Source organism: Bradyrhizobium sp. SZCCHNPS1003 (assembly GCF_032381555.1).
In the GTDB taxonomy this organism is placed as follows: Bacteria; Pseudomonadota; Alphaproteobacteria; order Rhizobiales; family Xanthobacteraceae; genus Bradyrhizobium.
The window spans coordinates 156,445-177,079 of record NZ_JAUHIU010000006.1; the positions used below are offsets into that span (position 1 = coordinate 156,445).

The following is a 20,635-nucleotide window of genomic DNA, read 5'->3' on the forward strand; positions in this document are numbered from 1 at the left end:
GGAATCGGAATGAGCATGCGGGACGTCCAGGGTTTGATTGCGTTGGCGGGACTCGTTGCGGCGGTCTTCTGCGCAGCTGTTCCGCTGGCCCGTGCGCAGCAGGCAGCAAATCCTGGCGTGAGGCCGGCGGCCGACACGCTGCTGCCAAACGTCACCGTCGATGCGCCGCGCCAGCGACAGGCTGCCGGCCGTTCGCCGTCACCGGTCAGAACAGCCAGCGGGACGGTGCACCCCATGCCCCGAGGCACAGCGACGCCATCGCCGGCAGCCGCGCCATCGCCCCACGCGTCCGCCTCCCCAGCGGCGACGCCGCTCAACGGCAATGCGGCTCCGGCGGTCGGCGGCCGGCTGGGCCTGATCGCGCGCGAGGCGCCGGCATCGATCGAGGTCGTGGGTGCAGCGACGCTGCGCGAGCAGGGCTATCACACCACCGTCGATGCGGTGAAAGGCGCCACCGGCGTCAGCGCCGGCGATGCCCCGAACGACGTCGGCTTTGCCATGCGCGGCTTCCAGGGCAACCAGGTCAACGTCCTCTACAATGGCATCAACATCGGGCCGACCGGCTTCACCGCGCTGACGATGGAGACCTTCAACCTCGACCGTGTCGAGTTTCTCAAAGGCCCCTCCTCGCTGATCTCCGGCCAGGGCGCGGTCGGCGGCACCATCAACTTCGCGACCAAGGCGCCGCACAACGGACCGGTCCAGAACGAGGCTTTCATAGGCTTCGACCAGCGCGGCACGTTCCGCAGCGGCTTTGGCTCCGGCGGCGGCACCGCGATCGAGGGCCTGGACTATCGCTTCGATATCAGCCGAACGAAAGAGGTCGGCTTCATCGACGACACCGAGTTCAAGAACGTCCATGTCTCGGGCCAGCTCGACTACCGACTGTCCGACAGTTTCAAGACCTTCTTTGCCGCCGAGTTCAAGGACTACAAGGCCAAGCCCTACGAAGGCACGCCGTTGGTGCCGGTCACCTACAGCGGCGCCAACGCGACCAGCGGCATCGTGTCGGGCACCAAGATATCCGCCTACAACGGCAGCGATCTCGGCGCCGTCACGATAGACGGCCGCACGCTGTCGACCAACTACAACGTCGTCGACGGCCACAAGACGATCAAGGAATCCTGGGTGCGCAGCGGGTTCGAATGGAACCTCAGCAACGACGTCAGGCTGCGGAGCCAGATCTACAACTACAATGCCAGCCGCGACTGGTACAACAACGAGGTCTCGGCCTTCAACGCCGACACCGGCCGAGTCGATCGCGAGCGCTTCTTCGTCCACCACAACCATAACATGGTCGGCAACACCACCGACATGACCTGGAACGGCAGCATCTTCGGTCTCGCCAACCGCTTGGTCACCTCGGTCGAGAGCTCGCATACCGACTTCACGCGGCCGGGCGCTGCGAATTTCTTTCACGACACCGTGCCGCTGGTCGGGTTCGACAGGAGCGTCTTTGGAACTCTGACGACACAGCTGCAGACCGCCACGATCGACAGCGTCGCCCTGAACCTCGAGGACCGGCTGAAGCTCACCGATACGTTCGCCCTGGTCGGCGGCCTGCGCTACAATCCGTTCTCGCTCGACCGCAACTCGGTCGACAGGAATGGCGCGGTGAAAAGTGGCTTCCCCTATTCGAAGAGCTGGCAGCCGGTCACCGGCCGCATCGGCTACACGTGGGAGGCGCTACCCGGCACCACCTTCTACAGCCAATATGCGACGGCCACCGACATCTCGGCCGACAGCATCTTTATCTTGAGTCCGACGCAGAACCTCGCGCTGTCCGACTCCCGCAGCTACGAGACCGGCGTCAAGCAGCTGCTGTGGAACGGGCGCGCGGAGTGGACCTTCTCGGCCTTCGACATCGCGCGCAACAACGTCTACAGCGCCCAGGCCGGCCAGCAGCTCAACCTCGCCGGCAAGGTGAAATCGCAGGGCATCGAGGTCGCGGCCGCCGTGCGGCCGACGCCGGAGAGCAAGCTATGGGGCAACGTCGCCTATGTCCGCGCCCGCTATGCCGACTATGATCTCGCGGGCGGCGGCTCGTTCTCGGGCAACACGCCGCCCAACATTCCCGCCATCATCGTCAATGGTGGCGGCTCCTACCGCTTCCTCAATCCCGGCTGGTGGCCGGTCGAGCTCGGCTTCTCGGTGCGCCATGTCGGCGATCGATGGAGCACCGATGCCAACACGGTGAAGCTAAACGCCTACACCACCGCCGACCTGTTCGCCTTCGTCGATCTGCCGAAGGTGCCGATGTTCGCCACCGCGACCAGCACGCGCCTCGCCTTGCGCATCCGCAACGTCACCGACAGGCGCTACGCGGCCTGGAGCGATCCGTTCTATCCCGACCAGATCTTCCTCGGCGCGCCGCGTACCTACGAGGTCGAGGCCTCGTTCAAGTTCTGATGACAGCATGATCCAGGCGCTGATCCTCATGCACCGCTGGTTGAGCATCCCGCTCGGTCCGCTGTTCGTGCTGTGGTTCGCGACCGGGATCGTGATGCACTACGTGCCATTCCCGGCGCAGACCGAGAGCGATCGCTTCGCCGCGCTGCCGGTGCTCGACATCGCCGTGTCGCTGCGCAGTCCCGCGGAGGCCCTCGCCGCTGGTGGCATCGATCATCCCGCCCGCATCCGGCTGTTTCAGCGCGTGGATGGTCCGGTCTATGTCATCTCGGCCGCCGGCCTCAGCGCGGCCTTTCATGCCGACACGCTGGCCGCAGCCGACGTGAACGATCCCGGTCTCGCACTGTCGGTGGCACGCGCAGCAGCCCAGCGACGCGGGCTCGAGGCCGATCGCGCCGCCATCGCAGCGCTGGACAGCTACGATCAATGGACGGTGCCGAACCGGTTCGATGTGCATCGTCCGCTGCACCGGATCGCGCTCCACGATCCCGACGGGACCGAGCTATACGTGTCGTCGAAGACCGGCGAGGTCGTGCTCGACACGACACGCTTCGAACGCGCCTGGAACTACGTCGGCAGCGTTGTCCATTGGATCTATCCAACCGTCCTGCGCAAGGACTGGGCGGCCTGGAACGTCGTCGTGTGGTGGCTATCGCTCGCGGCCGTCATCGCCGCCGTGACCGGCGCCCTGCTCGGTCCGATGAGGCTGCGACCTCGCGAGGCGCGGCTATGCTCGCGCTACCGCGGCTGGCACCTGTGGCATCATTGGGCTGGTCTGCTCTGCATGCAGTTCGTGCTGACCTGGATGGTCAGCGGTTGGCTGTCGATGGACCATGGCAGGCTGTTCGCGACCGGCCATCTGACGCCGTCCGAGGAAGCCATCCTGGTCGGCACACCCGATTGGAGCCGCCTGACCGCGGTTGCACTCGCGGCGGTGCATGGCGAGGTTCGCGAGATCGAGTGGTTCGCCTTCGGCGGCCGCCTCCATCAGCGCACCCGGCGAGCGCCGGGCCAGCAGCAGATTTCGGTGCTGGACGGCGCTTCGGCAAGGATCATCGGACGCTTCCTGCAGCCGGCCGACGTCAATGCCGCAACGTCCCGCCTGGGCCACGATTGCGCGCGCTCGACCGAAGTCGAGCCGGGCGACGACTATCCGTTCGCCTCCGATGTGCCGGGCGCGCCGGTCCATCGCGTGATCTGCGGCGACACCTGGTATCATGTCGACGCCGCCTCCGGCGCGGTGCTCGAGAAGCTCGATCCGTCCCGACGCGCCTATCGGTGGCTCTATCAGGCGCTGCACACGCTCGACTTTCCGGCCCTGCTCGCCCATGCGGCGCTGCGCACGGTTCTCGTCGTCGGCCTTTGCGCGATCGGCCTCGTCTTCAGCATCACCGGCGTGGTGATCGGCTGGCGGCGCCTGCGAATGAAGCTCCGCTGAGCCTCGCACAATGGTTAATTTAACGCGCGGTTAACGCAAATTTTTCGTTGTCTATAATCCGTCTTAAGGATTTGGGCCCAGTTATAGACAATGCAGAAAGCAGCCCGTACCTCGCGGGCAGGATTTGTGTTGTTTGATGAGTAAACCCGCTGAAAAGCCTGAGGTCGTCGAGCTTCCGGCAGATCCGCCGGCGCTTGCACCGGCAAGCCAGCGCCGGGCCGCGCAGCAGCGGGTGCGCGAAGCGCGCGACCGGTTAACGTCGACATCGGGAACGCGTCCGGCCTTCGATCGCGAGCTGCTGCGCCAATACGCGCAGACCCGCATCTCCGCCTCCTACATCGTCGTGCTGCTGGTGGTCGCAACCGGCCTGATGCTGAGCGCCTGGCTCCATACGCTGGCGGCCGGCGCCTGGACGGCCGGCGTGCTTTGCATCCACGCTGCGATCGTCCGCAACTGCTCGAACTTTCTCGCCGACCAGCCGTCGATGGCGGCGACGCGGCGTTGGCGCACGCGCTTCGTGCTGCTCGACCTGCTCTACGGCGTGTGCTGGATGGCGATCCTGATCCACCCCGCACTCGCGGCGGTGTCAGGCACGCTGATGATGTTCCTGATGCTGCTGGTGATCGCCGTCTCCAGCATGCTCGCTGCCAACCTGCCCGTCGCAGCCGTCGCGGTCACCGCACCGGTCACGGTCGCGATCACCCTCAGCCTCGTGCTGTCGGGCACGTTCGACAATTACCTGCTGGCCGGATTCGCGGTCGCAGCCGAAGGCTATTTCGTGCTGCTCGCCCATCAGCTGCATTCGACCACGCTCGCCACGCTCGAAGCACGCGCCGAGAAGGACGCCCTGATCGGCGAGCTCGAGCAGGCCAAGGCGATCTCCGACGAGGCGCGCTACCGGGCAGAAGCGGCCAACGTTGCCAAGTCGCGCTTCCTCGCGCAGATGAGTCACGAGCTGCGAACGCCGCTGAACGCCATCCTCGGCTTTTCCGAGGTGATGAAGAGCGAGATCTTCGGAACGCACGCGGTGCCGGTCTACAAGGAATATTCGGCCGACATCCACAATTCCGGCGTCCACCTGCTCAACCTGATCAACGAGATCCTCGATCTCTCGCGCATCGAGGCCGGCCGCTACGAGCTCAACGAGGAAGCCGTGGCGCTCGTGCACGTGATCGCCGACTGCCATCATCTCCTGAAGCTGCGCGCCACGAGCCGCGGCATCACCATTCACGAGGTGTTCGAGCGGAAGATGCCGCGGCTGTGGGCGGACGAGCGCGCGATCCGCCAGGTCGTGCTCAACCTGCTCTCCAACGCCATCAAGTTCACGCCGCAGGGCGGCGACATCTGGCTCAAGGCCGGCTGGACGGCCTCGGGCGGGCAATATCTCAGCGTCAAGGACACCGGCTCGGGCATCCCCGAGAACGAGATTCCGATCGTGCTCGCCTCGTTCGGCCAGGGCTCCAACTCGATCAAGTCGGCCGAACAGGGGGCCGGGCTCGGCCTGCCGATCGCCAAGAACCTGATCGAGATGCATGGCGGCACGTTCACGCTGAAATCGAAGGTCCGCATCGGCACCGAGGTGATCGTCACCTTCCCGCCGGAGCGGGTGATGTCGGCGCTCGCTCCGCTGTCGGACGAGGCCCCGCCATTGCAGCCGGAGCATGCGATCGCCCCCGCTAAGGAGAAGCGCCGGGTGCGCAAGCCGATCATGAATGCCGGAACGGGACTGTGAGATGATTGCACTTGCACGACAGTGGCAGAACCTTTCAAACTCGCTCCATGAGCCAGGATACGCCCTGCATCGCCGTCTGCATGATCGACCCGAAGACGAAGCTCTGCTTCGGTTGCGGACGCACGCTGCCGGAGATCGCCCGCTGGGGCCGCATGTCGCGCGACGAGCGGCTGGCGCTGATGGACGGGCTGCCGTCCCGCATGCACGACGCCGGCCTGCCCGCGCTGGCGCGTCGGCGCGACTGAGCGCCTCCGTGCCGACGGGAGGCGCGGCATGAACAAGATCGCGCTCGTTCTCGTCACCATGGTGCTCACCGCGGGCGCCGTGATCGTCTACAAGGATCCCGAGCAGGCGGCGCTCGCAAGCGACACCGTGTCGGAGGTTCTGCGCAGCCGCGTGCTCAGAGCCAAGGCGAGCCCTCCGACCAACGCGGTCGAGATCGAGCGCACCAGAGGCGGTGAGTTCGCGTTGCGCGCCAAGATCAACGGCGTCACCGCGCCGATGGTGGTCGACACCGGCGCCACATCGGTAGTTCTGACCTACGAGACCGCCAAGGCCGCAGGCCTGCCGCTCGAACTGCTCGCCTACGACGTCGACGTCGAGACCGCCGGCGGTCACACCAAGGCGGCGCGCCTGACCTTGGACCGGCTTGCGATCGGCAAACTGGTGGAACGCTCGGTTCCGGCCTTGGTAGTGCCGCACGGCCAGATGAAGACCAATTTGCTCGGCATGAGCTTCCTCGACCGGCTGGAGCGCTGGGAAGTGCGCTCCGACCGGCTGATGCTGCACGGCTTTCCCGACCGCAGCTGAGGGGCAGCGCCTCGTTGCAGCCCTGCCGGAGGAGAATGCGCTCGCGCGACAGACCGTCACCGAGTTGCTGCCGCCGGCCTGATCCGCTCAGGCGAGCGCCGCAACCGCCGGACGATCCTCGACCATTGCCACCGCCTCGCGCAGCACCTCGATGCCGGCGTCCGGCTTGACTCCACGTTCGGCAAGATGGCGGCGGAAGGCGCGCGCCCCCGGCACCGCATGATAGGCCCCGACGAGATGCCGCGTCATCGCGTGCAGCCGCGTGCCCTGCCCGAGCTGATGTTCGATATAAGGCTCCAGCGCCGCCAGCGCCTCTTGCATCGACAGATGCGGCGCGGCCTCACCGAACAGCATGGGATCGACATCGAGCAGCCGCCACGGCTCCTGATAGGCAGCTCGCCCGAGCATCACGCCATCGACATGCGCGAGATGACCTTGCGCAGCCTCGATGCTGCCGATGCCGCCATTGATGATGACCGGCACGTGCGGCAGCCCCGCCTTCAGCCGGTACACCCTGTCGTAGTCGAGCGGCGGGATGTCACGGTTCTCCTTCGGCGACAAGCCGTCCAGCCACGCCTTGCGCGCGTGCACGATCAGCGCGTCTGCGCCGCTGTCGACGACCGCATCCGCCAGCACATCAAGTGCGATTTCCGGATCCTGATCGTCGATGCCGATGCGGCACTTCACCGTGACAGGAATGCGAACGGCGCGCTTCATCGCGGCGACGCAGGCGGCGACGAGCGCAGGCTCGGCCATCAAACAGGCCCCGAAGCGGCCGTCCTTCACCCGGTCCGACGGGCAGCCGACGTTGAGATTGATCTCATCGTAGCCGAACTCCTCGCCGATCTTGGCTGACGTCGCGAGATCGCCGGGATCGGAGCCGCCGAGCTGCAGCGCCACCGGATGCTCGCTTCGATCGAAGCCGAGCAGCCGCTGGCGGTCGCCATGAATCACCGCGCCGGTGGTGACCATCTCGGTATAGAGCAACGCCCGGCGCGACAGCAGCCGATGGAACACGCGGCAGTGCCGGTCGGTCCAATCCATCATGGGCGCCACGGCAAGTCTATGTGATTGATATTGCTTCATTTTTCGAGCATATTCAACTCGTTAGGTCGCCTCGTATGCACGCTATTCTACGCCACAGCGCGATGTTTTTTTGGGCTTTTTGCCGCCTCAGTGCACACGGAGCGCACACGCGTGGCAACTATCACCAGACTGAAATCCGGCTCTTGGAGAGCCCAAGTCCGACGAAAGGGGGAATATGTCAACGGGACGTTTCTCCGCCGAAAGGATGCCGAGGAATGGGCCATCGATATCGAGCGGCGGATCGATCGCCAAGAACCGACAACGACGCAAAAGTCCCGCGACGTCCAACTCTTCGGCGATCTCGTCACGCTTCATTGTCAAGATTTGGCCGAGGTGGGAAAGGACATTGGTCGCTCCAAAACTGCGAGCCTCATCTTCCTGAACGAAAGACTTGGGCATCTTCGTCTTCCAGAGCTTGATCGAGAGCGGTTCATCAAATTTGGAAAAGAGCGCGCGATGGAGGGGGCCGGCCCGGTGACCGTCGGTATCGATCTTGGATACATCAAAACGATTCTGTCTCACGCCGCCGCAGTACACGGCATCGTTGTTTCAACCGAACCACTCGACCACGCCCGGATCGCTCTTCGACGTCTCGGGCTCGTCGGAAAAGGGCGATGAGCGCAACCGCCGTCCCACGCAAGACGAACTCGATCGTATTATCTCAGCGTTCGAATTAAACAGTCGGCAACAGATCCCAGTCGGTCGTGTGATCCGATTCGCGATCGCAACGGCTATGCGGCAAGATGAAATTGCAAGAGTCGAATGCGCGACTTCGACGCCGGCAACCGAATGCTCCTCATTCGCAATCGGAAAGATCCCCGAAAGAAGAAGGGCAACGATCCGCGAATTCCCCTGCTGGACGATCCGTTGGAACGGCATTTCGCCGTCAGTGCCAACAATTGAAGATCGATGACCTACATTTCCACGATCTGCGCCACGAAGGCACGAGTCGTCTTTTCGAGGCAGGATTTTCCATTGAACAGGTTGCACTTGTCACCGGACACAAGGATTGGAAAATGCTGCGTCGCTACACGCATCTAAAGCCAGAGACTCTCCATTCCATCCGTTCGGTGCGGGTTGCCTGACAGGCGCCGAAAACAAGAAGAAAGTGAAAACTTCATCTGGAGCGATGAAAGGTCGAACATCGTACTCAGCTTGGAAGGGTTTCGGCATTTGAATACTTTCAAGGTGCGTTCGGACAAAACGCAGCTCTAGGCGCGATTGAACTGACATAGCTTTTCTGGATTGTCCGATTGATTGAAGCGGGCCCAAAAATCGCCCCTCGCCTACGGACCAGAGATAGTCACTATGCCTGAAAACATGGTTGGCGCGCCCGCGATCCAACATGTAGGAGCCACCATCTTGAGGCATCGGTGGTTCGAGTCGGGGGTCCGCTACATCGCTAGACCCACTATTTCGGAAGCCCTGTTTTCTTGTCGGCGGGCAGCCCAAATGCCAATGAACAAGTCCCAATCCCGGGGCCCGCGACACCAATTCTTGCGATCGGTGAAACGGATTCCCGGGCTCGTCGTAGCGTCACGTTTGGTTAAGGCGAATGCATAAGGCCGCCGCCTCAATGCGTTCACATCGCCTTGGCGAGCGCGAACAACCGGAAATCCTCGAGCGCCGCGTGCCGATGCGGGGCGACTTCGCGCTGGTAGGTCTCGGTGTCGACGATCGAGCGGAAGGCGGCGAAATCGCCGTATTCATTGATCGCCGCTTCGTCCCAGCGTTTGCCTTGCGGGCCGACCAGGCTCGCCAGGACCGGCCCGGAAAACATCCGCACCAGCGGCTTACCGGCTGCGAGACGCCGGAAGGCCGGTCTATAGCGTTCGTTAAAGGCTTCGCGGCCCGAACAGGGCGCGGCGTCGAAGCCGTCCTCGTAACGCGCATACGCGCGGTAGCGCAGCAGATTGAGCATGTAGACCGGCTGGCCGGGGGGAATCGCGCGCTCGGCGTCGTCGAGGGCTTGCAGCGTGATTTCGATGGCGTTCATGGGACTTCTCTCGGTTTCTAGCGGCGCAGCATGCGCGCTAACGCTCCCCATTTGGCCCATCGGAACGGCCTCTTGTAGCGACCCCGTCGCCATGACTATGTGGACTGAATGTCCACAACAGCCTTGCCTCCCGACCTCTCGCGTCTCCTCGCCTTCGTCCGCGTCGTCGAGGCGGGCTCCTTCGCCGAAGCCGCGCGGCGGGCGGGGACAACCACCTCGGCGATGTCCAAGGCGGTCGCCCGCCTCGAACAGGCTCGCGGAATACGGCTTTTGCATCGCACCACCCATTCGCTGGCGCTGACCGAAGAGGGCGAGCGGCTGATGGCGGCGGGACGCGCGCTGGCCGAAAGTCTCGATCGCGTCCAATCCGCGCTCGGCGAAGCCGCGCGTAACGATGGCGGACGGGTGCGAGTGACCGCCCCCGCCTCGTTCGCGCGTGCCTGCATCCTGCCGCGACTGCCTGCGTTCCTGCGGGAGCGGCCGGAAATCGAGATCGAGATCAAATTTCGCAACGAGATTCTTGATCTCGCAGCGGAAGGCGTCGACATCGCCATCCGCTCAGGACCCCTCGATCGCGCGCCCGGTCATCTGGCGCGGCGGCTTTGCACGTTCTCCTGGATCGCTTGCGCCTCGCCCGCCTATCTGAACGCGCGCGGCGCGCCGGCGACTCCATACGAGCTGTCCGAACATGACCACGTCGGCTTCCGCAATCCCGCGAGCGGGCAGATCCTGACCTGGCGCTTCACCGACCCGCGCGGCAAAAAACTCGTTCGCGTCGCGCCCAAGCCCAAGCACATTTGCGACGACGCGCACGCTTCGGTCGCTTTGATCGCGAATGGGTTCGGCATTGGCTGGGGCCCGGCATGGCTCGTCCACGACGACTTGCGCACAGGTCGGCTCGTCGAAGTGCTCGAGCCGTGGCGCGCGCCAGCGGAGCCCCTATGGATGCTGCGCACCTCGGACCGCCGGCCGCCCCTGCGCACGCAGCGCGTCATGGCGTTCCTCGCTACGCTTCCCGCCGCGTTCAGCGACAAATCTGGATGAGGCATCAGCTGTCAGCTGGGCTCTGCGGTCGGCGCGTAGGACGCCAGCCGTTTGGAGGGGAAATCGGGGACAGACCACGATTTCCCCGGCTTCCTGGGCTTCCGCCTGGGCGCGGTCAGCAATCTGCAGCATGCCGGCACGAACGGGCTGCGCGCCGTCGCTCAACGTCGTCCATCCGTGGTCAGTCAATTTGAGATGGGTCAACATGCAGACTGAGCACATCTGAGTTCACCTCGACAGAAGGACACGGCAGTACCTACCCCGAGACGTAGGAGGCACCGGGGGCGCCGTGCAAGAAGCCGTTGGCGAATGGAACGTCCGGATAGATCTCGCGCAAGCGGTCCCTGGCTGCCTCAGCTTCCACGCGGCCCGCCAGGACCGCCTGGAATTGCTCGGACACCGCGACCATGTCGCAGGCCTGAGGTGACAGCCGCAGCGATCTCACGCCGCTCTGCGTCAGGCGATCGAGATCGCCGAGCAGGTTGCAGCAACCATGCGACAACGTCTGCACGCCATTCATGGTGAGGAACGCTTCATTGTCCAGCGTCGTCACGACGAGGCCGTCCGGATCCTGCTCGCACACGAAGCGGCAATTGTCCTTGGCGAGCTTGTGCAGGCGGGCGTGATAGCAGCGCGCGGAGATCGCGAGCGGCACACGGCCGAAGGCGAACACTTCGATCTCCACCTGCGGCACGGCGCCGGCGATCGCGGCAACCGAGGACAGTGGCAGCTCCGGCGGGAGGCAGATCCGGGTAGCGCCCTGGGCGGCATGAAACGCGGCGCTGGCCTCGTTGTAGATGTTGACGAATGGCCCGATCGCATGCGGCCTACCGGCGATCGATTTGAGGCAGGTGAGGTCGTTGACCTCCACCAGACCGTGGCCAAACTCGGCGAGGCTTGCCGTCTGCCGGCGCTCGCGTCGCAACGACACCAGGACCAGCGAACCCAGCAGCACCTGCTTGCCGGCAGCCATAAGCCGCTCGATGACTTCAGGCAAATGGGGTTCGAAGAACGGTGCGCGCTTAGAGCAGACGACCTCGCCGACCACGACGCGGTCGAGCGGGGCCTCGTCGGCCATGCGAAAGTAAAAATCACGCCAGCGCTCGGGCTGCCAATTGTAGAGCACGGGCCCCAGAGTAAGCTGCATTCGGCCTGCGCTTTGTTCCGCCATTGTCATGTCGTCCTAGCGCCAGGTCTTGCGGTAGGCGCCCTGCGTGGTGGCCTGCCCTTCGGTGAACGCCGTGAGGTCGGACGCGTCGGCGGACCGGCCGGCATCGAGCGCTGCCAGCACGCTGCGGAAATGCCGCACGACCCCGTCGACATAGGCGCGGCCGCGCTGGCGGCCCTCGATCTTGAGCGCGGTGACGCCGGCTTCGCGCAAGCCTGCGAGCAGGGTCGTGGCATCGAGGCTGACCGGATCCTCAAAGATGTAGCCAGAGCCCTGTGCGGTCGAGAAACGCCCCTTGCACAGCGTTGGATAGCCGGCAGGTTCGTTGCGTCCGAAGCGGTTGATTGTGAAAGCGCCAAGCCGCGAGGTCGTGCCCAATATCGTCTCCTGATAGACGACATGACTGGCCGGCGAGCATACCCCCTGCATGTTCGGCGACTTGCCGGTGGCGTAGGAGGACAGCGAGCAACGCCCCTCGGCCATAACGCATAGTCCGCCAAACACGAACACTTCGGTCTCGCATGCCGTCTCACGGGTGATCTCGGCGATCTCGGGCACGCTCAGCACGCGCGGCAGCACCACGCGGCGGGCGCCGAAATTCTCGACATAGAACGCAATCGCGTCGACATTCGCCGCCGCCGCCTGCACCGAGACATGCAGTCGCTGTTCGGGATGGCGCCGCGCGGCATAGTGCATCAGCCCGACATCGGCAAGGATCAGCGCGTCGGCTCCGGCCTCGACGGCATCGTCGACCGCGCGACGCCACAGCTCGACGGCGCCGGCGCGCGGGAAGGTGTTGATCGCAACCAGCACCTTGGCGCCGCGCCGATGCGCGAACGTTACTCCTTCGCGCATCTGCTCGCGGCTGAAATTCAGCCCGGGAAAGTTGCGGGCATTGGTCTCGTCGGCGAAGCCGCAATAGACGGCATCGGCACCGGCTTCGACCGCGCTCTTCAGCGCCGCCGGCGTCCCTGCCGGACAGATCAGCTCCATGGTCGCATCCCGCTTTCGTTCGTCGTTGATCTCAGCAGCGAGTCACGCGCGGCCGCGAGCAGGCGTTGCGCGGGCACGCCGAACGGCCCCGAAAGCGCTGCGATCTCGCCGACCAGATCCAGACCGGCATCGTCGATCGCATTGCGGAGCGCGAGCACCGCCTCGATATCGCCTTCGATGACGAGCTGACGCGAAAACATCAGCGCATCGCCGTCGAGCCGGCCCTCGACCAGCGCCAACAGGCTCACGATCGACGCGGAGATGGACGCATCGAGGCCGGTGGGCAACTCGCGCACCGCCGCGAGTTGCGGCTGCTGTGGGCCCGCCTGAATCACGAAAGCGAACGGCAGATCGGTCGGCTTGATGCCAAAGCGCTTTCCGCGATGCGACCCGAGCCGGTCGAGAAGATGCGGATGCCGGCGCAAAAGCCCACGCAGGAAAGCGCCGAGCGCGATCTGCAGGGGCAGCAATGGCAACGGACGCAGCATCTGCCTGAGCAGTGGCGGCAACAGGGGCAGTGAGGTCGAAGACGCGTCCTGAAGAGAGCTCATGGCACAAGCTCTGGCCGGATCGGCGGGGGAAGTATTTGACCCGGAACAAAGATCACACTGATTGTTCCAGCTACGAGGCGTTTTTTGAACGGAGCCTATCGTTGCGACGTGATGTCCCTCGCTTCCGCGAGCTGTCGGATTTCCTGCGCTTTCTCGACGAGCGGGGACAGCTGCGACGCATTCGCGACAGCGTCTCGGTCGTCCACGAGATCACCGAGATCCATCGCCGCGTCATCTCCGCCGAAGGGCCCGTGCTGCTGTTCGAACGACCGATCAAGGCATGCGGATCGCTCTCGGCAATGCCGCTCGTCACCAATCTGTTCGGCACCGTGGAGCGGGTGGCCTGGGGCATGGGCGTGCAGCCGGAACGATTGGCGGAGCTCGGCGAGATGATGGCGGAGTTGCGCGCCCCGCAGCCGCCGCGCGACATCAGGGAAGCGCTGCAGAAGCTGCCGCTGGCACGCGCAGCGCTGTCGACCCGGCCGAGGCTGCGATCAGCCGCGCCGGTGCATGAATGTGTCACGATGGGCGATGACATCGACCTGACCACCTTGCCGGCCCAGATCTGCTGGCCGGGCGAGCCGGCGCCGCTGTTGACGTGGCCGCTCGTCATCACCGTGCCGCCGGACGCGTCCGCCGGCGAGCAGGAAAATGTCGGCGTCTACCGCATGCAGGTGCTCGGCCGCGATCGCGCCATCATGCGCTGGCTCGCCCATCGCGGCGGCGCCCGCCACCACCAGCAGTGGCAGGCGCAGGGGCGCGACATGCCGATTGCGATCGTGATCGGGGCCGATCCCGCCACCATCCTCAGCGCCGTGTTGCCATTGCCCGAGACCATCTCCGAGCTGCGCTTCGCCGGCATCCTGCGCGGCGACCGTCCCGAGCTGGTCGAATGCCTCACCGTGCCCCTGACGGTGCCGGCGGCCGCCGAGATCGTGATCGAGGGCATCGTGTCGGCCACGGAGACCGCGCCGGAGGGGCCCTATGGCGATCACACCGGCTACTACAATGCCGTCGAGAGCTTTCCGGTGCTTCAGGTCACCGCGATCACCACGCGTCGCAGCCCGCTCTATCTGTCGACGTTCACGGGACGCGCGCCGGACGAGCCGTCTCGAATTGGCGAGGCGCTGAACACGCTGTTCGTCCCCTTGATCCGACGACAATTCCCGGAGGTCGTCGACTGCTATCTGCCGCCGGAGGCCTGCTCCTACAGGATCGCCGTAGTAGCGATCGAGAAGCGCTATCCGGGCCAGGCCCGCCGCATCATGCTCGGCCTGTGGTCGATGCTGCCGCAGTTCAGCTACACCAAGCTCCTCATCGTGGTCGACCACGACATCGACGTCCGCGACTGGCGCGCGGTGATGTGGGCCGTCGCAACGCGCTGCGACTCCTCGCGCGACCTGCTGCCGCTTGCCAACACGCCGATCGACTACCTCGACTTCGCCTCGCCAAAATCCGGCCTCGGCGGGAAGCTCGGCATCGACGCCACAACCAAGCTCGGGGTCGAGACCGAACGCGCCTGGGGCGAGGTGCTGGCGATGGACCCCGCTGTAGCCGCGCGCATCGACGCGATGTGGCCGAGCCTCGGCCTCGGCGATGCCATAGCCGACCGAACGGCCTCGGCATGAACGGGCGGCATCACGTCATCGTCGGCATCAGCGGCGCCTCGGGCGCCGCGATCGGTGCGCGCATCGTCGAACGGCTCGCGGAGCAGCCGCAATGCGCGGTCCATCTCGTGGTGTCTGACGCTGCCGTGCGCACCTTGCACGAGGAGCTCGGCCAGGGCGGCCTGGCGCGGCTGCGCGATCTGGCGGCGCATGCTCATGATGTCGCCGACATCGGCGCGAGCATCGCCAGCGGCTCGTTTTCTGCAGCCGGCATGATCGTGGCGCCCTGCTCGATCCGCACCCTCTCGGCGATCGCCTGGGGCCAGTTCGACAACCTGCTGGTCCGCGCCGCCGACGTTCAACTCAAGGAGCGCCGCCGGCTGATACTCCTGGTGCGGGAGAGCCCGCTGCATCTCGGTCATCTCCGAGCGATGACGCAGGCCACCGAGATCGGCGCGATCATCGCGCCGCCAATGCCGGCGTTCTACCTGAAGCCCCAGTCGCTCGATGACGTCATCGAGCAGATCGCCTGTCGCGCGATCAACCTGCTCGGCGTCCCCGGGCTCCACGCCAACGCGCGGGAGTGGCTTCCGGACCGGACGACCGAAGCAGGCAATCTTGTTGAGATGGCGAAGCAAGACAGACGATAGGATTTGAAGACAGAACACGACAGACGCACTCGGGCGATGGGCCGAAGGCGTCCACGACGGTTGACGTGTTCTTCGACGAGCGGGCGTAACGACGCCGCCTCTCCGGCCGAGCCGCTGCCAGCTTTTCGCTTTCGTTCGGTCAATTGACGTTGTCGAAACCCAGCGCAGCACGAACGGCCGGATCAATTCTGGATGGGGTCCAAGGCGGATCGAATGTCATCGTCACGTCCACGGCTTCGACGTCCGCAATCTCCGCAATGCTGCTTGCGACCCCTTCCTTGAGAAAACCTGTTGCGGGGCACCCGGGCGTTGTGGCCGTCATCGTGACATGCACGACACCATCCGTCGCCGTAATCTCATAGATGAAGCCGAGATCGACCACGTTTTCCCCCAGCTCCGGATCGATGACCACGCGCATTGCGTCGCGGATGCGGTCGATGACGTCGCGGCTCATAGCGGAGCCCTCACCGACAGTTCGTAGGTCGATCCATCCGGCGTAAACCCGCCGAGCCAGCGAAAGCCACGCTTCTCAAGTTCAGGGAACAGGAAGACCGGCTCGCGGCCCAGAAGTGCCGACAAGGTCTCTCCAGGGCCCAGCTCCTCCGCGGCCGCGAGGATGCGCACCATCGGCTCGGGTGGGTCGAGCTCTCGGTTGTCGAGGGTGACTACGGGATCTGGCCATTGCTCGAATGCGAGGCCGGCACCAGCGTCTTCCTGACCGGCGTCCTCGGCAGCCAGCGGCGAAAACAGCACTTCCCAGTCGCCACCGTCGAGCGGTCGATCGGTGTGGGCGAAGCCCTTTCCTGCCATGACGGAGAGCAGCGGAACCGGCCTGAAGCTCGCGATCAGCCGGACACCCTGGCCTGGCGCCAGCCGGTCGACCGCGTCCATGATGATGGAGAACGGTTCGCCTCCGGCCCTGAGAATCGGTCGGACGTCGACGTCAATGTACGCGGTCATGGCTCTCCTCCTAGTTTCTGGCGAACAACAGGCTTGGCGCGATGGCTCCGGCCGGAAGCCTCCGGGAGCCCGCAACATCGGAAAGACGTCGGACTCGCACAAGCTCGTGTATGATTCCAAGACTGCCCACGGCCATGACCGCCGCGGCGCCGCGAAACGCCTGGCCCTCGCCCATCATCAACATGATGGTCGCCGCCCATACGCCTAGAAAATAGATGATGAACCACTTCTCGGACCGACGTTCCACCGCCAGGTCCTGAACCCGTGGCGTCGGGGCGCGCCCCATCACGGGACCGTAGGTTTCGAGCCAGGTCAGAAAGGCGACAATCTTGTAGAGCTTCGCGAATATGAGACCAGACAGCCAGCCGAACACGGCCAAGAACGCGAACGCGCCGACATGAACGCCGACCTTTCCGGTGACGATGATGACGGTGCCGAGCGTCACCGTCGCCGCCAGATTGGCGAAAGACACGGTTGCCATCCGCATGTTCAGCTCGAGCTGGCGCCGTTTGCGGGAGCGATAGATCGTCGCGATGTCCCATCCATAGAGCGCAAGCGAGATCACCCCAAGAACGGCGGCGAGGATGAGCACGGCTCCGAGCTCGGCCCCGAGGCCAATTGCGAACAATCCGCCCACGACTGCTACCGATAGCGCGAGCGCACCGAATTTCAGCGCGGATGTGCTCTGTCGCTCGCCGAGGTCCGCCGAGAGCATGAACATGGCCAGCAGGCGATAGCTCACCCCCATGGCGGTCAGGGTCAGCCAGCCTCCCAGCCCGGCAATCGCATGGATCGGAATCGCCGCGGCCAGGAGCGCGTCGCCGAAGGCGCCCGCCGATCCGGCGAGAGCAAACGCGAACGCGGCGCCGAGCGCGACAGTTGCGCATAACGCGCCAAGTCCGACGATGACAAAGAGAGCAGATCCCTTCGGCTGGCTGACGAGAGTCAGGCCCAGATCGAGCGCGACCATCGCCAGACCCGCGCCGAGCACCACGCTGCCGGCCGGCAGAAGCCAAACGGCTGGAGCAATTCGTCCGGCCAGTGAGAGGAAACCCAATATCAAGCAGACCAGACCGACGTTGATGAGGAACAAGGCCGGCAAGGCCCATTTGTCGAAGGGGAGCGGCCTTGCGACGAGAACGGGAACGAACTGGAACAAGGCGCCGCATACCGAGAGACTGAGCCAACCGATACAGACCGCATGCACAACGACAAGCGTATCGGGAGCGCCGAGCTCTGCGGCGGGGTAACCGAGTCCGCCGACCAGCATTGCCAAGGCAACGAGCAGCCACCCCAGCGCTGCCGCGAAATAGCTCATCGTCCAGCGCGAGATTTTCGCCCCAATCATGAGCGGCTCCAGTTCTTGATCGCGGACGCAGCACTCGCGACGACGATGCGCCATTCGGCAGTTGCCGTCGCCCGGAGGAACGCAGCCAAGGGGACGCGAACGTTGAGCTTGCGCCATACGATCCCCGGCGATCGGAAAGATGCTAAACTGGCCCGACCGGCCATTCTTTGTCGGAGCGCAACATTCTGCGTCATCAGCGTCGTGATGACCACTCCAGCTCGACCCACGGACTCCCTGTCCCGTCGAGGAACATCCATGTCAGCCGGCAGACATCTTCGGGGGTCTGGCTTGGCAGTTCTGTGTCCCCCGCCCCCTCGATTGCTCGCAATCGCAATCAGCGCAGCTGGCTGGCTGAGTCTATAGTTCGATCCTGCCGAACACTTTCCAGCCACCGCTCCACGTCTCCGCGGGCTTCGAGCTCAACCCCCATATCTCCGGCGAAACCTCTCCAGGCATCGATATTGCTGCGCGGCACGCCGACAATCGTCGGTATCGCAAGGTCCAACGCGCGGGCAATCAGATCAAGCGTTCCGCCTCCCCCGCACTCTGCCTTGCCAAATTTGTTCAACACCAGGATGTTTGGACGCGCATCCAGGCTGGCGAGGACTCGAACTGTCACCTCTGCCAGCGCCGATTCATCCAGCCGGCAACCTGTCGCTCCCGATCCACGATCCTCGAAGATCGGGGTTTGATTTGCCGTGTCGAGCTCCTCAAGCAGGACGTCGCACCTGCGATTTTCGTCGAGGAACAGCCTTCGCTGCAGTGCGCCGGCGACCTTCAATCGCGCTCGACGCGAGCGATCCACGAGGTGATCGAACGTCTCGTAGGGATATTTCCCGTCGTCGTATACGAGCGCCACGAGCGGCGCGGCCGCAACGCCGACTTTCTCTACCGTCTCATCGTGCATGCGAATCCCAACATCAATTTGACGCTTCGACATTTTTAGCCCGCCCCTCCAGCACGGATAGCCTGCGGTGGATCCGTTCTAGGAGTGATCGATTTCATCCCTCTGCAGCGACCACTTGATCATGGAGGTCAGACAGACGATCGCGGGGTCGGCGGCGCGGTCGATAGCGCTCATCAACCCGAGCCAATCCTCGTTCTCTGCGAGATTTGCAAAGCGCCGGACAGCAGCCGACGCATACTCACCGACTTCCTCGCCGAGGCGATCCGCGACAGAGCTGATGCGCACCAGGAGCGTGAGGTCGCCGCACCCCTGCAACACCGCACTCGACTTCGCGTCGTCACTGAGATCGTGAATGAGATCCCCGAGCAGCATGATCGCCCCCCTACTGCGGCAGTACCGATTGCGGCGCCGGCAACGTCACGCCAACGATCTCGGCGCGGCCTGCCAGATTGGCTACATATTGCGCGAGCGCCTGATGCCGCACACGCTCGGTGAGATATTGCGAAATGCGCGCCCTTGCCATGTCGAACGGCAGGACTTGTCCAAGGGCCCGTCGGTCGAGGCGCACGACATGGATACCAAAGCGTGTCTCAATCAGACCGACCTCTCCAACCGACATCCGGGCCAGCGCGGCGTCGAACTCTGCGGTCGTCTGCCCACGCGACAGCTGCCCGAGCCTGCCACCATTCTCCGCCGAGACCCTGCAATCGGAGCGATCGCGCGCGATGGTCTCGAACAGCTCCGGGCTTCTCTGCACGGCCTCCACGATCGTCCGCCCCTCGTCTCGCGCAGCCGACCGAGCCAGCGAATCGCTGCTCGGCGCGATCAGCAGGATGTGAGACGCTTCGTAGAGTTCTCCGACCAGGAACCGCTGCCTGTTCTGATCGTAGAAGCGACGGCACGTCGATTCGTCCGGCTCGTGTATCAGAACCTCACGCGCGATCAGCGCCCGCATCGCCGCCTCTTCCTCGGTTTCGCGGCGACCTTCGGCATCGCGCAGAGGAGCGGCCGTTATGCCGAGCCGCCTGACCTCCTGTCGCAGCAATTCGCGTACCGCAAGCGCGCGCGCCGCCGCTTGCCAGGCGAGGATCGGCTTGTCCGACGGATGGTTCTGAACTTCCCGGGCAATGACGTCGCGTTCGATCACGACCCCGTTCACACTGACCAGCTTCGGCTTTGGAAGCGCCGCGCCCAATGAACAGTCCATCGGCTACTCCGCAGGCTGAATTGGTTGCACAAGATGACGGCGTCCGTCGCGGCTGCGCACCACCTGATAGCCGCGGCGGCCGAGATACCACACCGGCGCACTCCAGATGTGGACCAGGCGGGTGAAGGGGAAGAGCAGGAAGATGGTCATTCCCAGGACCAGATGCGCCTTGAAGATCGGATGGACGTCGACAATGTTGGCGGCGATTCCGGGCTGCAACGTGAGAATGCCCTGCGCCCAGGCCATGAACTTGACCATCTCATGACCATCGAGATGACCGAGCGACACGGGGATGGTCGCCAAGCCAAGCAGCAGCTGGACGAACAGCACCAGAAGGATACCCGTGTCAGCAAAAGACGACGTCGCGCGAATCCTGGGATCGAAAAGCCTGCGATGCGCGAGGAGCGAAATACCGACCAGGCACATCAGTCCGGCGCCGCCACCGGCGACGATCGCGAGCATCTGCTTGAAGCCGTGGGACACGCCGAGCATGTCAAACACCCAGATCGGCGTCAGCAGCCCGACGAAATGACCCGCAAAAATGAAGAGGATCCCAACATGGAAAAGGTTCGAGCCCCAGATCAATTGGCGCCGCCGAAGCAGCTGACTTGAGCCTGAGCGCCACGTGTATTGCTCGCGGTCGAATCGAATCAGACTGCCGACCAGAAAGACTGTCAGACAGAGATAGGGATACCAGCCGAAGACGATGGCATTGAGCGTTTGCATGGC

At 64.4% G+C, this 20,635-nt stretch carries 23 protein-coding genes; 11 read left to right on the forward strand and 12 right to left on the reverse strand.

Going from position 1 to position 20,635, the window contains the following annotated elements; genetic code table 11:
* The first annotated feature begins 9 nt into the window (after positions 1–9).
* The 5 genes from QX126_RS12080 (at position 10) to QX126_RS12100 (ending at position 6,389) form a co-directional block, all read left to right on the forward strand.
* Positions 10–2,409 (forward strand): TonB-dependent receptor, encoded by a 2,400-nt coding sequence (locus QX126_RS12080; protein ID WP_315781111.1) that lies wholly within the window; start codon positions 10–12, stop codon positions 2,407–2,409.
* 7 nt (positions 2,410–2,416) lie between these two features.
* On the forward strand, positions 2,417–3,847 hold the full coding sequence (locus tag QX126_RS12085; protein ID WP_315781113.1) for a PepSY domain-containing protein: 1,431 nt from the start codon (positions 2,417–2,419) through the stop codon (positions 3,845–3,847).
* A 136-nt stretch (positions 3,848–3,983) separates the two neighbouring features.
* Positions 3,984–5,579 (forward strand): HAMP domain-containing sensor histidine kinase, encoded by a 1,596-nt coding sequence (locus QX126_RS12090; protein WP_315739609.1) that lies wholly within the window; start codon positions 3,984–3,986, stop codon positions 5,577–5,579.
* Between the two features lie 47 nt (positions 5,580–5,626).
* The gene (locus QX126_RS12095) at positions 5,627–5,824 is read left to right on the forward strand and encodes a DUF1289 domain-containing protein (RefSeq protein WP_315776917.1); all 198 of its coding nucleotides are present in this window, start codon (positions 5,627–5,629) and stop codon (positions 5,822–5,824) included.
* A gap of 28 nt (positions 5,825–5,852) precedes the next feature.
* Positions 5,853–6,389 carry a TIGR02281 family clan AA aspartic protease gene (locus tag QX126_RS12100; RefSeq protein WP_315739607.1) on the forward strand — a complete coding sequence of 179 codons (537 nt, stop codon included), beginning with the start codon at positions 5,853–5,855 and terminating at the stop codon, positions 6,387–6,389.
* Between the two features lie 87 nt (positions 6,390–6,476).
* On the opposite strand, the gene dusA is transcribed toward QX126_RS12100, so the two are convergent.
* Entirely contained in the window at positions 6,477–7,475 is a 999-nt protein-coding gene (gene dusA / locus QX126_RS12105; protein WP_315781115.1) for a tRNA dihydrouridine(20/20a) synthase DusA, read from the reverse strand.
* A gap of 111 nt (positions 7,476–7,586) precedes the next feature.
* Here dusA and QX126_RS12110 point away from each other — a divergent pair, with 111 nt between their 5' ends.
* The 3 genes from QX126_RS12110 (at position 7,587) to QX126_RS12120 (ending at position 8,560) form a co-directional block, all read left to right on the forward strand.
* Entirely contained in the window at positions 7,587–8,093 is a 507-nt protein-coding gene (locus QX126_RS12110) for a hypothetical protein (RefSeq protein WP_315781116.1), read from the forward strand.
* Positions 8,094–8,237: 144 nt separating this feature from the next.
* A complete protein-coding gene (locus QX126_RS12115; RefSeq protein ID WP_315781118.1) occupies positions 8,238–8,378 on the forward strand; it encodes a hypothetical protein in 141 nt (46 codons plus the stop codon).
* Positions 8,375–8,560: a tyrosine-type recombinase/integrase gene (locus QX126_RS12120; protein WP_315776922.1), complete on the forward strand. Its 186-nt coding sequence runs from the start codon at positions 8,375–8,377 to the stop codon at positions 8,558–8,560. Before QX126_RS12115 ends, QX126_RS12120 begins: the two co-directional genes overlap by 4 nt.
* A gap of 497 nt (positions 8,561–9,057) precedes the next feature.
* Here the strand turns inward: QX126_RS12120 and QX126_RS12125 are convergent, their stop codons facing one another.
* Positions 9,058–9,471, reverse strand: coding sequence for a hypothetical protein (locus tag QX126_RS12125; RefSeq protein ID WP_315781120.1), 414 nt, complete (start codon positions 9,469–9,471; stop codon positions 9,058–9,060).
* Positions 9,472–9,579: 108 nt separating this feature from the next.
* On the opposite strand from QX126_RS12125, the gene QX126_RS12130 reads away from it, so the two are divergent.
* A complete protein-coding gene (locus QX126_RS12130) occupies positions 9,580–10,515 on the forward strand; it encodes a LysR family transcriptional regulator (RefSeq protein ID WP_315772872.1) in 936 nt (311 codons plus the stop codon).
* A gap of 256 nt (positions 10,516–10,771) precedes the next feature.
* Here the strand turns inward: QX126_RS12130 and QX126_RS12135 are convergent, their stop codons facing one another.
* Genes QX126_RS12135 through QX126_RS12145 form a run of 3 tightly spaced genes read right to left on the reverse strand, consistent with a single transcriptional unit; the run spans position 10,772 to position 13,227 of the window.
* Entirely contained in the window at positions 10,772–11,662 is an 891-nt protein-coding gene (locus tag QX126_RS12135; RefSeq protein ID WP_315781122.1) for a U32 family peptidase, read from the reverse strand.
* 36 nt (positions 11,663–11,698) lie between these two features.
* Entirely contained in the window at positions 11,699–12,676 is a 978-nt protein-coding gene (locus tag QX126_RS12140) for a peptidase U32 family protein (RefSeq protein WP_315750151.1), read from the reverse strand.
* A complete protein-coding gene (locus tag QX126_RS12145; protein WP_315781124.1) occupies positions 12,667–13,227 on the reverse strand; it encodes an SCP2 domain-containing protein in 561 nt (186 codons plus the stop codon). The genes QX126_RS12140 and QX126_RS12145 overlap by 10 nt, the downstream gene beginning before the upstream one ends.
* Positions 13,228–13,328: 101 nt before the next feature.
* Here QX126_RS12145 and QX126_RS12150 point away from each other — a divergent pair, with 101 nt between their 5' ends.
* Positions 13,329–14,855, forward strand: a complete 1,527-nt coding sequence (locus QX126_RS12150; RefSeq protein WP_315739598.1) for a UbiD family decarboxylase — start codon at positions 13,329–13,331, stop codon at positions 14,853–14,855.
* Positions 14,852–15,484 carry a UbiX family flavin prenyltransferase gene (locus QX126_RS12155; protein WP_315781126.1) on the forward strand — a complete coding sequence of 211 codons (633 nt, stop codon included), beginning with the start codon at positions 14,852–14,854 and terminating at the stop codon, positions 15,482–15,484. The genes QX126_RS12150 and QX126_RS12155 overlap by 4 nt, the downstream gene beginning before the upstream one ends.
* A gap of 139 nt (positions 15,485–15,623) precedes the next feature.
* Here the strand turns inward: QX126_RS12155 and QX126_RS12160 are convergent, their stop codons facing one another.
* From QX126_RS12160 to narI, 7 genes are all read right to left on the reverse strand, one after another.
* Positions 15,624–15,938 carry a metal-sulfur cluster assembly factor gene (locus QX126_RS12160; RefSeq protein WP_315739596.1) on the reverse strand — a complete coding sequence of 105 codons (315 nt, stop codon included), beginning with the start codon at positions 15,936–15,938 and terminating at the stop codon, positions 15,624–15,626.
* Positions 15,935–16,444: a DUF2249 domain-containing protein gene (locus tag QX126_RS12165; RefSeq protein WP_315781127.1), complete on the reverse strand. Its 510-nt coding sequence runs from the start codon at positions 16,442–16,444 to the stop codon at positions 15,935–15,937. Before QX126_RS12165 ends, QX126_RS12160 begins: the two co-directional genes overlap by 4 nt.
* A 10-nt stretch (positions 16,445–16,454) precedes the next feature.
* On the reverse strand, positions 16,455–17,792 hold the full coding sequence (locus QX126_RS12170; protein ID WP_315781129.1) for a hypothetical protein: 1,338 nt from the start codon (positions 17,790–17,792) through the stop codon (positions 16,455–16,457).
* A 334-nt stretch (positions 17,793–18,126) separates the two neighbouring features.
* A complete protein-coding gene (locus QX126_RS12175) occupies positions 18,127–18,732 on the reverse strand; it encodes a DUF2478 domain-containing protein (RefSeq protein ID WP_315781131.1) in 606 nt (201 codons plus the stop codon).
* A 45-nt stretch (positions 18,733–18,777) separates the two neighbouring features.
* On the reverse strand, positions 18,778–19,071 hold the full coding sequence (locus QX126_RS12180) for a hypothetical protein (RefSeq protein WP_315739592.1): 294 nt from the start codon (positions 19,069–19,071) through the stop codon (positions 18,778–18,780).
* Between the two features lie 10 nt (positions 19,072–19,081).
* A complete protein-coding gene (locus QX126_RS12185; RefSeq protein ID WP_315781133.1) occupies positions 19,082–19,894 on the reverse strand; it encodes a peptidylprolyl isomerase in 813 nt (270 codons plus the stop codon).
* Positions 19,895–19,909: 15 nt separating this feature from the next.
* Positions 19,910–20,632 (reverse strand): respiratory nitrate reductase subunit gamma, encoded by a 723-nt coding sequence (narI, locus tag QX126_RS12190; protein WP_315714236.1) that lies wholly within the window; start codon positions 20,630–20,632, stop codon positions 19,910–19,912.
* Between the last annotated feature and the right edge of the window lie 3 nt (positions 20,633–20,635).